14 protein-coding genes are annotated in these 12,758 nt (G+C 32.6%); 10 read left to right on the top strand and 4 right to left on the bottom strand.

All coding sequences use genetic code 11. The features are described 5' to 3' along the window. The 7 genes from rpoA to RMO83_RS13180 all read left to right on the top strand — a co-directional run. Positions 1 to 729 (top strand): DNA-directed RNA polymerase subunit alpha (rpoA, locus tag RMO83_RS13210; RefSeq protein ID WP_310560172.1); only part of this gene is annotated, 729 nt, incomplete at its 5' end. Positions 730 to 767: 38 nt separating this feature from the next. Then, complete coding sequence (gene rplQ / locus RMO83_RS13205) at positions 768 to 1,358, top strand: 50S ribosomal protein L17 (protein WP_310560171.1); 591 nt, start codon at positions 768 to 770, stop codon at positions 1,356 to 1,358. Positions 1,359 to 1,564: 206 nt separating this feature from the next. Then, positions 1,565 to 2,665 carry a glutamine-hydrolyzing carbamoyl-phosphate synthase small subunit gene (gene carA / locus RMO83_RS13200; RefSeq protein WP_310560170.1) on the top strand — a complete coding sequence of 367 codons (1,101 nt, stop codon included), beginning with the start codon at positions 1,565 to 1,567 and terminating at the stop codon, positions 2,663 to 2,665. Positions 2,666 to 3,055: 390 nt separating this feature from the next. After that, positions 3,056 to 4,489 carry a peptidylprolyl isomerase gene (locus tag RMO83_RS13195; protein WP_310560169.1) on the top strand — a complete coding sequence of 478 codons (1,434 nt, stop codon included), beginning with the start codon at positions 3,056 to 3,058 and terminating at the stop codon, positions 4,487 to 4,489. Positions 4,490 to 4,592: 103 nt separating this feature from the next. Further along, positions 4,593 to 5,546: a MoxR family ATPase gene (locus tag RMO83_RS13190; protein WP_310560168.1), complete on the top strand. Its 954-nt coding sequence runs from the start codon at positions 4,593 to 4,595 to the stop codon at positions 5,544 to 5,546. Between the two features lie 389 nt (positions 5,547 to 5,935). Then, the gene (locus RMO83_RS13185; RefSeq protein ID WP_310560167.1) at positions 5,936 to 8,707 is read left to right on the top strand and encodes a bifunctional aconitate hydratase 2/2-methylisocitrate dehydratase; all 2,772 of its coding nucleotides are present in this window, start codon (positions 5,936 to 5,938) and stop codon (positions 8,705 to 8,707) included. A gap of 508 nt (positions 8,708 to 9,215) precedes the next feature. Then, entirely contained in the window at positions 9,216 to 9,398 is a 183-nt protein-coding gene (locus RMO83_RS13180; RefSeq protein ID WP_310560166.1) for a hypothetical protein, read from the top strand. Here the strand turns inward: RMO83_RS13180 and RMO83_RS13175 are convergent. From RMO83_RS13175 to RMO83_RS13160, 4 genes are all read right to left on the bottom strand, one after another. Next, positions 9,367 to 9,744, bottom strand: coding sequence for a hypothetical protein (locus RMO83_RS13175; protein WP_310560165.1), 378 nt, complete (start codon positions 9,742 to 9,744; stop codon positions 9,367 to 9,369). The two genes, RMO83_RS13180 and RMO83_RS13175, sit on opposite strands and share 32 nt — an antisense overlap. Before the next feature lie 23 nt (positions 9,745 to 9,767). Continuing rightward, complete coding sequence (locus tag RMO83_RS13170; protein WP_310560164.1) at positions 9,768 to 10,166, bottom strand: hypothetical protein; 399 nt, start codon at positions 10,164 to 10,166, stop codon at positions 9,768 to 9,770. A gap of 11 nt (positions 10,167 to 10,177) precedes the next feature. After that, positions 10,178 to 10,438, bottom strand: coding sequence for a hypothetical protein (locus RMO83_RS13165; RefSeq protein ID WP_310560163.1), 261 nt, complete (start codon positions 10,436 to 10,438; stop codon positions 10,178 to 10,180). 78 nt (positions 10,439 to 10,516) lie between these two features. Continuing rightward, positions 10,517 to 10,927, bottom strand: a complete 411-nt coding sequence (locus tag RMO83_RS13160) for a hypothetical protein (protein WP_310560162.1) — start codon at positions 10,925 to 10,927, stop codon at positions 10,517 to 10,519. A gap of 97 nt (positions 10,928 to 11,024) precedes the next feature. Between RMO83_RS13160 and RMO83_RS13155 the strand changes: the two genes are divergently transcribed. The 3 genes from RMO83_RS13155 (at position 11,025) to RMO83_RS13145 (ending at position 12,734) form a co-directional block, all read left to right on the top strand. Then, positions 11,025 to 11,243: a helix-turn-helix transcriptional regulator gene (locus RMO83_RS13155; protein WP_310560161.1), complete on the top strand. Its 219-nt coding sequence runs from the start codon at positions 11,025 to 11,027 to the stop codon at positions 11,241 to 11,243. A 471-nt stretch (positions 11,244 to 11,714) separates the two neighbouring features. Beyond that, positions 11,715 to 12,272, top strand: coding sequence for a hypothetical protein (locus RMO83_RS13150; protein WP_310560160.1), 558 nt, complete (start codon positions 11,715 to 11,717; stop codon positions 12,270 to 12,272). 315 nt (positions 12,273 to 12,587) lie between these two features. Further along, positions 12,588 to 12,734: a hypothetical protein gene (locus RMO83_RS13145; RefSeq protein WP_310560159.1), complete on the top strand. Its 147-nt coding sequence runs from the start codon at positions 12,588 to 12,590 to the stop codon at positions 12,732 to 12,734. Positions 12,735 to 12,758 lie beyond the last annotated feature (24 nt).

The following is a 12,758-nucleotide window of genomic DNA, read 5'->3' as shown; positions in this document are numbered from 1 at the left end:
AAACGTCAAATTGAAGATATAGATAATGAATCAGTTACTATTTCTGTAACTGGTAAAGATCAATTGACAGCTGGTGATTTCCAGAAATTTATTTCAGGTTTCCAAGTTTTGAATCCAGAACTTGTAATCTGTAATTTAGATCCTAAAATCAAACTACATTTCGATTTGACAATCGAAAAAGGTAGAGGATATGTTCCTGCTGAAGAGAACAAAAAACAAAATGTTGCAATTGGAACGATATTTACTGACTCTATTTTTACTCCTGTAAAAAATGTTAAGTATGCTATTGAAAACTTCCGTGTAGAGCAAAAAACAGATTACGAAAAATTAGTTTTCGAAATAAAAACTGATGGTTCAATCAATCCAAAAGATGCCCTTACTGAAGCTGCCAAAGTTTTAATTCACCATTTCATGTTGTTTTCTGACGAAAGAATTACTCTTGAAGCTGACGAAATCGCACAAACAGAATCATATGACGAAGAGTCATTGCATATGAGACAATTGCTTAAAACTAAGCTTGTTGATATGGATCTTTCTGTAAGAGCATTAAATTGTTTGAAAGCGGCAGAAGTTGATACACTTGGAGATTTAGTATCTTTCAATAAAAATGACCTAATGAAATTCCGTAATTTCGGTAAAAAATCTTTAACTGAACTAGATGAACTAGTGGCAATTAAAAATTTGAACTTCGGAATGGATTTAGCAAAATATAAATTAGATAAAGAGTAATCTAATCCTGATTTATCGGGGTTAAATTTAAAATAGCAATGAGACACGGAAAAAAATTCAATCACTTAAGCAGACAGACTGCACATAGAAGTTCTATGCTAGCTAATATGGCTTGTTCTCTTATCGAGCACAAACGTATTAATACTACTGTCGCTAAGGCAAAAGCGCTTAAACAATTTGTTGAGCCATTAATAACAAAATCTAAAGCTGACACGACTCACAATCGTCGTATTGTTTTTGCTTATTTACGTAGCAAATATGCTGTAACTGATTTATTCAGAGATGTAGCTGCAAAAGTAGGTGACCGTCCAGGTGGATACACACGTATCATTAAAGTTGGAAATCGTTTGGGAGATAATGCTGATATGGCAATGATCGAACTTGTAGATTTCAATGAACTTTACAACGGAGGTAAAAAAGAAGTTAAAAAAGCAAAAAGCCGTCGTGGTGGAAAAGCTAAAAAAGCAGATGAAGTTGCAGAAAAAGCGCCAGTCGCTGAAGTTGTAGCTCCTATCGCAGAAGTTGAAGAAGTAGCAGTCGCAGAAGTTGAATCAACTTCAGAAGAAGTTATCGATGAAGCTCCTGCGGCAGATTCTGAAGATGAAACTCCAGCAGAAGATAAGGTTTAATTATGAAATTAATTGACAAATAAAAAATCAAGGATAAACTTTTAGTAGTTTGTCCTTTTTTTTTGCCCAAAATAACTTTGCAAATTTTGCTTAAACATTATGACCTTAGCAGTAATTAATTAAGTTTGCAAATCAGTTTAATAAAAATTGAATAAGGTTTGCAATTTCCATTAAATGAGATTTTTAAAAATAATATATAGCAACCAATGAAATACACAACACGAAAAAGCGCCATTCTTCTATTAAGTGACGGAACTATATTCCACGGGAAATCTATCGGAATTTCAGGAACCACTTTTGGTGAAGTTTGTTTTAATACTGGAATGACTGGATACCAAGAGATATTTACAGACCCTTCCTACTTTGGACAAATAATGGTGGCTACTAATGCTCATATTGGAAATTACGGCGTAAACGAAAAAGAGATAGAATCGGATAGCATAAAAATTGCTGGATTGGTTTGTAAAAATTTCAGTTTCAATTATTCCAGAGAGGATTCCATAGGAAGCTTGGAAGATTATTTTACAAAACAAAACCTAATCTGCATTTCTGATGTTGACACACGAGGACTCGTTAGTTATATTCGTGATAACGGCGCAATGAATTCCGTCATTTGTACTGATGATACGCCAATTGAAGAACTTAAAGCAGCATTGGCCAATGTTCCTGATATGAAAGGTTTAGAACTAGCATCAAAAGTTTCTACCAAGGAACCTTACTTTTTTGGAGACGAAAATGCAACGTATAAGATTGCTGCTTTAGATTTAGGAATCAAGACGAATATCCTTCGTAACCTTGCCAAAAGAGATTGTTACATCAAAGTATTTCCATACGATTCTAAATATTCAGAATTAGCTGAATTTAATCCAGATGGGTTTTTCTTGTCCAACGGACCTGGTGATCCTGATCCGCTTTTTGGAGCAATTGATTTGGCAAAAGAAATTCTTTCCAATGACAAACCATTGTTCGGGATTTGTTTAGGTCACCAAGTGATTGCTTTGGCCAACGGAATTTCGACTTACAAAATGTTCAACGGACATAGAGGAATCAATCATCCTGTAAAAAATGTGCTCACAGGAAAAGGAGAAATCACTTCTCAAAATCACGGTTTTGCCGTAAACAAAGAAGAATTAGACAATCATCCTGATATGGAAATCACGCATCTTCATTTAAATGATGGAACTGTAGCCGGTATGCGAGTGAAAAATAAAAATTGTTTTTCTGTTCAATATCATCCAGAAGCAAGTCCCGGACCTCATGATTCGGCTTATTTATTTGATCAATTCATTGAAAATTTAAAAAATTAAATTTCTTATAAATGAATATTTATTCTAGTAAAAAGCTGTCAATTTTGACGGTTTTTTTTGCTTTGACCATTCTGTGAGGGCAAATAATTGATTTTTTTTTTAGAAATAGCTATTTGCGATGGATTCGAATTTTATATTATTCAATAAACAAATTTGAGATTGTACATTTTAGCTTATAAATTTATGTTAATACTCCGAACTAAACTTGTATTGTATCATTGAATTGCTAAATTTACAATTAGAATTTATTGTGATTGAGTTATAAATTATTTCTCTTTCTTCATTCATAAAATGTATATTTGATCAAAATTAATCAAGACTAGACGATTATAAAATACTATGCTAATTTCCCAACAATTTTTAATTAAAATAAAATACAGCTTCAATAATATGCTTATTAAAACAATACTAATGAAATCCTTAAATAATAAAATTAATCTTACGGTTTTGCTTTTATTATTTTCGAGCGGAATAGCAATAGCACAAGAAATCATTAAAGAAAGTGTTAGTGATACCATCAAAAAAGCTAATTCTTACCAAAAGCAAAAAATAGATGGAGTAATCGCAAAAGTGGGTGACTACATCATTTTGGATTCGGATATTGACAAATCCTATTTAGAAATTTCAAGTCAAGGAGGTTCTATAAAAGATATTACCAGATGTCAGATATTAGGAAAAATAATGGAAGACAAATTGTATGCGCATCAAGCCGTTCAAGACAGTGTTAAAGTTACCGATGGAGAGGTGAAATCGATGATGGAAGAGAGATTAAACTATATGGTAGAGCAAATAGGTTCTATGGATAAAGTGGTTAGTTACTATAAGAAAAATAGTGAAGAAGAGTTTAGAACTTATTTCTTTGATATTTTGAAAGAGCAAAAACTAACTTCTGAAATGCAAAAAAAAATCGTTGAAGCTGTCGAAATTACGCCCGAAGAAGTTCGCAGTTTTTTCAAAAAAATACCAACAGCTGATTTGCCTGTTTTTGGTGCCGAGATGGAAGTAGCTCAAATTGTTGTAACTCCAAAAGTTTCAGATGCCGAAAAGCAAAAAGTGATTGATAAATTGAATGAGTTCAAAAAAGAAGTCCAGGAAGGTGGTTCTAGTTTTGCGACAAAGGCTGTTTTGTACTCTCAAGATCCAGGTTCAAGAGCTACTGGCGGATATTACAAGATGAATAGAAAAACTCAATTTGTAAAAGAATTTAAAGAAGTGGCATTTAGTCTTCAAGAAGGTGAAATTTCAGCACCTTTTGAAACTGATTTTGGTTATCACATTATTTATGTTGAAAAAATAAAAGGACAAGATATAGAGTTGCGCCATATTTTATTGATTCCGGCGGTAACTCCGGCTGATTTAAAAGAAGCAAAAGAGAAAATTACTTTAATCAGAAAACGGATTGTTGATAAGGAGATTACTTTTGACAAGGCAGCAAAAACAATGTCTGACGAAAAAGAAACCAGAACAAATGGAGGTGCTCTAATCAATCCAAAAACTCAGGATACTCGTTTTGAGTTGACCAAAATGGATCCAGCCCTATACAGTCAGGTTTCCAATTTAAAAGACAATGAAATTTCTTTGCCCTTAATGGACGAAGATCAATCAGGGAAGAAGAAATTCAAGATAATTACAGTTACGAACAGAATTGATTCTCACACTGCTGATTATGCTAAGGATTACATAAAAATTAAAGACTTAGCGTTGAAAGAAAAACAAATTAAAGCCATTGGCAAATGGTTTGATGATAAAATTAAAGATACATACATTAAAGTAAATGGCGAGTACAGAGATTGTACTTTTACAAACAATTGGTTAAAGAAGTAGTATTAAGATGTGAGTATTTAGTATTAAGACCGCTTCCAACTTCTAACTTCTAACCTTTAACTTTTAACTTCTAACCTCTAACCTCTAACTTCTAACCTCCAATATGTCAGACGTAGCAGCAATACATAACCTAGTTCAAAAACGAAACGAATTAAAAACTGAAATCGCCAAGATTATTGTGGGACAAGATGCGGTAGTAGATCAAATTCTACTTTGCATTTTTTCTGGCGGTCACGCACTCTTAGTGGGTGTTCCCGGTTTGGCAAAAACTTTGATGGTTAACACGCTGGCACAGGCACTTGGGCTCGATTTTAAACGAATTCAATTTACACCAGATTTGATGCCTTCCGATATTTTAGGTAGCGAAATATTAGATGAAAATCGCCAGTTCAAATTTATAAAAGGTCCCATTTTTTCTAATATTATTCTAGCGGACGAAATCAACAGAACACCGCCAAAAACACAAGCCGCTTTGCTTGAAGCAATGCAAGAGCGTGCTGTAACTATTGCAGGTCAGAATTATAAATTAGCATTGCCTTATTTTGTTTTGGCAACCCAAAATCCCATTGAGCAAGAAGGAACTTATCCATTGCCAGAAGCGCAATTGGACCGATTTATGTTTGCGATTAAGTTGGATTATCCTTCTTTTGAAGAAGAAGTTCAGGTGGTAAAAAGAACTACTTCCGATTCAAGTTCTACTATACATCCATTGTTTACAGCTCAAGAAATTATCGATTTTCAACACCTCATTCGTAGGATTCCAGTGGCTGATAATGTTATAGAGTATGCGGTAACTTTGGTTAGTAAAACACGTCCTGATAATGCTTTGTCTAACGAATTTGTTAAAAATTATCTCGATTGGGGTGCAGGACCAAGAGCCTCGCAAAATTTAATTTTGGCGGCCAAGGCCAATGCCGCTTTCAACGGAAAATTTTCTCCAGATATAGAAGATGTAAAAGCCGTTGCTACCGGAATTCTTCGTCACAGAATTATCAAGAACTACAAAGCCGATGCCGAAGGAATTACCGAAGAAATGATTATTGATAAGTTGATGTAGATTTTTTTTGTTAGTGCCCAAAATATAGTAATTCGTGTTTTAAGGCTAAAAATTGGATGTAAAATTATAAATCAACTTAATTTCACACCTTTGTTCTGTGTTGAATAGTTAAATAATTAATCTGATTTTTAGAATTTTACAAAAAATTACACATTATTTATTAAATGTGTAATTATTAGACTTGAAACAGCTTATTCTGCTAATATTTTTTAAAACTCATCATAAATTCTTAAATTTGCAATGCTAAAAAATATTCGTTTAGTTTTAATAACGAAACGAGATTTTTTAAAAGTAAAACCAAGCAAATAAATTACTTAATAAACCAAAAAACACCAAGGCGTTTAATTTTGAATTCATCTCAGAAATCTGCCTAAAACACTGAAACTATTATGAGTATTTATAAAGATTACATTCAAGAGATTGAAGATAGAAAGAGCCAAGGTTTACATCCTAAGCCAATTGATGGAGCCGATTTATTAAGCGAAATCATTGCTCAAATTAAAGATTTAGATAACGAATATCGAGAAGATTCTCTTAAGTTCTTTATTTACAATGTGGTTCCAGGAACTACTCCTGCCGCGAATGTGAAAGCTAAATTTTTAAAGGAAATCGTTTTAGGTCAATCAGTAGTTGGTGAAATTACGCCTGCTTTTGCTTTAGAATTATTATCGCATATGAAAGGTGGGACTTCTATAGCCGTTTTGCTTGATTTAGCTTTAGGTGATGATATTGTTATTGCAAAAGAAGCTGCTGAAGTTTTAAAAACACAAGTTTTTCTTTATGAAGCGGATACAGATCGTTTGGAAGCAGCTTTCAAAAGCGGTAACGCAATTGCCAAGGATATTTTAGAAAGCTATGCTAAGGCTGAATTCTTTACTAAATTACCCGAAATTGCAGAAGAAATTAAAGTAGTTACCTTTATTGCTGGCGAAGGAGATATTTCTACTGATTTACTTTCTCCGGGAAACCAAGCACACTCTCGTTCAGATCGTGAATTGCACGGTAAATGCTTAATTTCTCCAGCAGCACAAGCTGAAATCAAAGCTTTAGCTGAAGCGAATCCTGATAAAAGCGTGATGTTAATTGCTGAAAAAGGTACTATGGGTGTGGGTTCTTCCAGAATGTCAGGGGTAAATAACGTGGCACTTTGGAGCGGAAAACAAGCAAGTCCTTATGTTCCGTTTATAAATATTGCTCCAATCGTTGCAGGAACAAACGGTATTTCTCCAATTTTCCTTACTACTGTAGATGTTACCGGTGGTATAGGTTTAGACCTTAAGAACTGGGTTAAAAAATTGGATGAAAATGGTAACATTGTTCGCAATGAAAGCGGTGATCCTATTCTTGAAGAAGTGTATTCTGTGGCTACTGGTACTGTTCTTACCATCAACACCAAAACAAAAAAATTGTATAACGGAGATAAAGAATTAATTGATATTGCTAAAGCATTCACACCGCAAAAAATTGAATTTATAAAAGCGGGAGGTTCTTATGCAATTGTATTTGGAAAAAAATTACAAACATTTGCTTCAAAGACTCTTGGTATTCCTATTGTTCCTGTATATGCGCCATCGAAAGAAGTTTCTATCGAAGGACAAGGTCTAACAGCGGTAGAAAAAATATTCAATAAAAATGCAGTTGGAACTACTCCAGGTAAAATTTTACACGCTGGTTCTGATGTTCGTGTGACCGTAAATATTGTTGGTTCGCAAGATACAACTGGTTTGATGACTTCTCAGGAATTAGAGTCTATGGCTGCTACTGTGATTTCTCCAATTGTTGATGGTGCTTACCAATCAGGTTGCCATACTGCTTCAGTTTGGGATAATAAATCGAAGGCAAATATTCCTAGATTGATGAAATTTATGAACGACTTCGGTTTAATCACAGCTCGTGACCCAAAAGGCGTTTATCATTCAATGACCGATGTAATTCATAAAGTACTGAATGATATTACTGTAAATGAGTGGGCTATCATCATCGGTGGTGACTCTCATACCAGAATGTCAAAAGGTGTTGCTTTTGGTGCTGACTCAGGAACTGTTGCGCTTGCATTGGCTACGGGTGAAGCTTCGATGCCAATTCCAGAATCGGTTAAGGTGACTTTCAAAGGGGAGATGAAAGGGTATATGGATTTCCGTGACGTAGTTCACGCTACACAATCTCAAATGCTTAAGACATTTGGTGGAGAAAATGTATTCCAAGGGAGAATTATTGAGGTTCACTTAGGAACGCTGAATGCGGATCAAGCCTTTACTTTTACTGACTGGACTGCAGAAATGAAAGCAAAAGCTTCTATCTGTATTTCTGAAGATTATACCTTGATTGAATCGCTAGAAATGGCAAAAGGTAGAATTCAGATTATGATTGACAAAGGAATGGACAACACAAATCAGGTGCTGAAAGGATTGATTGCTATTGCCGATAAGAGAATTGCTGAGATTATTTCAGCAGAAAAACCAGCCTTAAGACCGGATGCAAATGCTAAGTATTATGCTGAAGTTGTTATTGATTTGGATGAAATTGCTGAGCCAATGATTGCAGATCCAGATGTTAATAATGCTGATGTTTCTAAAAGATATACTCACGATACCATTAGACCTCTATCTTTCTATGGTGGCGTTAAAAAAGTAGATCTTGGATTTATAGGTTCTTGTATGGTTCACAAAGGCGATATGAAAATTCTAGCGCAAATGCTCAAGAATATTGATGAGCAAAATGGTAAAGTAGAGTTCAAAGCGCCATTAGTGGTTGCGCCTCCTACTTATAATATTGTTGATGAATTAAAAGCAGAAGGCGACTGGGAAATTTTACAAAAATATTCTGGTTTCGAATTCGACGACAATGTTCCTAAAGCTGCGGCACGAACTTCTTACGAAAAAATGCTATACCTAGAGCGTCCAGGTTGTAACCTTTGTATGGGTAATCAAGAAAAAGCAGCCAAAGGAGATACCGTTATGGCAACATCTACGCGTCTTTTCCAAGGAAGAGTTGTTGAAGATACTGAAGGTAAAAAAGGAGAATCTTTGCTTTCTTCTACACCGGTTGTAGTTTTGTCAACAATCTTGGGCAGAACTCCTACAATTGAAGAATATAAAACGGCGGTAGAAGGAATCAACCTAACTAAGTTTGCGCCTTCTCATAAGTTATTAGTTAAATAATACCAACTGTAATTTTAAAATGGTCTAATCCATTTTAAAATTTTACAATGGTTAATGCCGATAGACAATATATTGAGTACAATTTATTGGACTCTTATATATTGCTAATCGGTATAATTCACATAATTAGTTAATTATAGTTTAAAAGCCTGAGTCGAATGATTCAGGCTTTTTTTTAACGCTATACCAAATATTTTGTATTACAGAAATTAAACTCTTCTAATGCTTTGTAAGAGAAAAATACTATATTTGAAAATAAATAAAGTACACGTTTGTCAGACAAAGCGACCTGGTTTTGGGTGTTTAGATCTGATTTTGTAAAACATATAAACGAGTTAGCCGTCATTCCCCCTAGACTACCGCCCTGACCCCGTAAGCTAACGAGGAAAAGTTGAGAAATGAAAGGAATTAATAAGAAAAAAATAATTTTGCAAATACTTGATTTATAAAACATTAACAAAACGTTAGTTAGAATTATACGAACCAATTTTAAAAAACAAAAAGTAAGATGGCAGAAATAGCATCGCAAGAAGAAGCAAACTATTATTGGGGTGAAATCAATGATAAAGCTAAAAAAATTATTGAAGTTTTAGACGGAGAAAGTTACACTCTTATTAAATCAATACTTAAAAAAGTAGATGAGTCAGTAGAAGATAAACTTACTCAATTAGTTTTATTTCGAGTTCGTTAATTTTATGTTTTGAATGAATATTTTGAATGTCTAAAATAATGTCATTTATATCATCTTTTTTAAGACTCTCCGTTGGTATAAATAAAAAATAGGCTGCGTAATAATCATTAAAATCAATTGAAAAGAAACTTTCTAAATCCGTATGAAATCCCACATAAACGTAGTCTCTAACAAATGAATTGCCTTTAGGATAGCTAGTAGAAACTATACAAATTAAGTTCTTACCTTCGGATAATCCGTCTTTTGCAGTTTTAATATCTTTAGACCAACAACTATATTGATTATTTAGACCTGAAACTTTGTCATTAAAGTCCTCAGATGTCAGTAAGTTGTTTTTAAATAGCATAATTAAAATTAATTTTCTATTAGTTAATTAAGTTTTTCTAGTTCTGAATTAATACCGTTATAAACCCAAATAATCTTTGTTGCAGATACTTTTTTAAATTTTAAGGTAAATGTAACTGCACCTTGTGATTGAATTAAATTTGCTTCGTACGAAGAATCAGTGGAGACATCAGAACCTGAATATATACTCGGAGCTTGTGCAATACTTTCTTTCCAACACAAAGAGGTTGCTTGTGATAACTGACAAAGATTATTAGAGGTAAATTTATACAAAGGCGTTTCAGGTGTATTGCCATCTGCCTTGACACCCCACGTTCCTTGAATCCAAGCGGGAGGGTTAAAAGCAGAATTTGAAGAATTATTATCATCTGATGAACAAGAAAATAGAATAATTGCGAAAAGAAGAAGTATAAGTTTTTTCATAATTAAAAAAATTAAGCTTTAATTTCTGCTTCGAGTGAAGCAACACAATCAATAATTGCCAATACATTCTCTTTATTCCCCGGAATTTCTAAATTTTCTTTTATATGTTCCATACGTAAATCAATAATATTATTCCAATAGCAAAGTTTTTTTAAAATAGAGCTTTTATTATATGAAAACACTAAATTATTAACTTGATTTCTTAAATCATCTATTTCTAAAGGAATTCTTGAATTTAAAATCTGATTTACTAAAGTTTCCAATTTCTGCATAAATTTAATTTTTATCAATAAAATATTGCGTTTTTATTTTCCGATTCTTAATGTTATCTAGAGTCTAATTTGATGGTTTTAAGTGAAATGATTCAATAACGTTTGTATTTTTTGAAAACCTTTCATTAACTCATCTTGATTTATCTTTGCTATATTTTTAAAAAGATTCTCCATAAGTACATATTCTTTTTCGTTTGGCATTCCATCACAAAATAATACTTCATATGCTAAAGTAATAAGAAGGTCTTTTTCTGAATTGCTTATGTCAGTTAATTTATTCCGAATTATTTCAGGATTTATACAATTTATATAGTCATCATATTCTTTATATTTTATGTCCAGTTCCTTAAGAGATAAATTAATGAGATTTTCTCTTTTTATTTTGGTTTCTTTTTTCTCACTTGCAATATTAAATATGCCCAGAATAGTCATAGCTGTCAATTTTTGACTTTTATTTAAATTGTCCCAAACCGCAAAAATTTTAGTCATTATAGTAAAGTTTAATTTTTTAGCAATGATATAAAAATATTTTAAATAACACAAATATGTGTCAAGTTATTTTGCAAGATAAGTGCAATTTTAATCTGTGCTAGAAAATGACGAAATAACGTTAGTAAAATCGGTAGGAGAAAAAATAAGATTGAGAAGATTAGAAATAAATCTGTCTCAAGAAACTCTATCTTATGACGCCAATATACCTCGAAACCAAGTAGGAAGGATTGAGCGAGGCGAAATAAGTACTTCTATAACAACATTACATAAAATCTGCAAAGCTCTTAAAATTGAGATGAGAGATTTATTTTAAAAAATGGATTAAGGCCAGCTTTACTAGGCATTCCCTAAAATAAAATTATTGTCCTATTCTGGGGGAAATGAGCGAACGTCACTCCAACAATCGAAGAATATAAAACAGCGGTAGAAGGTATCAATCTAACTAGGTTTGCACCTTCACATAAGTTATTAGTTAAATAATTCACATAATTAGTTAATTAAAGTTTAAAAGCCTGAGTCTAATGACTCAGGCTTTTTTTAGCAATATCCCAAATATTTTGTATTATCGAAATTAAAGCTCTTCTGTGGTTTGTTCGTGAAAAATACTATATTTGGAAAAACATAAAGTTTATTATACAAAGTAACCAAATACTGGGTGCATAGGTCTTATTTTGTTAGGCCTACAAGCTAGTCGGCTGCAATACTACGCGAAAACGTAAAATAGACATTTTAATATGATAAGTCATTAAGTAATTTATTTGTAATATTGCGAAAATATTTTTGAATGGATGAAAATAAACCAAAACGAGAAAAGAGAAAGCGAATAATGACAAGCATTGTTGATTCTGAAATATATGGCGATAACATATGCTCTATAAATGCTAAGTTTATTACAAATTACGAGCTAACATTTAAAACTAATTTATTTAAAGATAAGCATTATAATATACGTAAAGATTTCGGCGAAGACGATGGTACACCAAGAAATGGAATTGAAGAAGAAAGTGTATGTAAATTAATTGAAAACACATTAATACACGTTTTACATTATTCAATGCGTTATGGGTCAATTATAAATTATCCGCCGTTCAATCCAAAAACAAGTTTTAGAATAGTTTTACAAGATAAAACTTCAGGCGAGAAAGATTTCTTAAATGTAGCTGCAGAATATCATTTCGAAAGTTTAAACTCTTTTGAAATCACTATTTGGACTGCAATGGCAATTGAAAATTTTCGCTATCGTGACCCTCAATATATTGTAGAAATTCATAACGATAAAACAGTTTTAAAACAAAAAGAGCGTGGCAAAATAAACTATAAAATGGAGTTAGAATTACCATAATCTATAAATAACGTAAAAACTATAAATTAATACAATGGAAAAATTGCGTATAATAGAATAAATCGCTATACTTTTGTATTAGACAATGCCTAGACTAAGTCTCTTCAAAGCCGAAAGGCAAGACGCTTTACTCTTTAAGGGCTAAAAGAAGCTTCCAAATATGGGGGCTTTTTTGTTACAAATATTTTGACGAAAAAAAGTACTGCAGCCAAAGTTTGTTTTATATCTTTGAGTTCAGTGCATAACCGAAAGTTCCGGCTTCTTTAGTCCGCAACAGACGTGAAGACTAGGAACGTTGTAGGATATGACATAATTATGAAAACTAAAAAATTAGATTTAGAAATTGATACTATTGGAGGATTGAGTTCATTAACGTTGACCGAAGAAAAAGCTTTGAGTGACTTCTTTAAAAAGAAAAAATCAACAAAAAAGATAACGGATAAAAAGAAACTTAATACCTAACAAAGTACATCCTACAACAGCTAG

It is taken from the genome of Flavobacterium sp. (assembly GCF_031423415.1).
Taxonomy (GTDB): domain Bacteria; phylum Bacteroidota; class Bacteroidia; order Flavobacteriales; family Flavobacteriaceae; genus Flavobacterium.
This window is presented reverse-complemented; position numbering and strand designations above follow the sequence as displayed.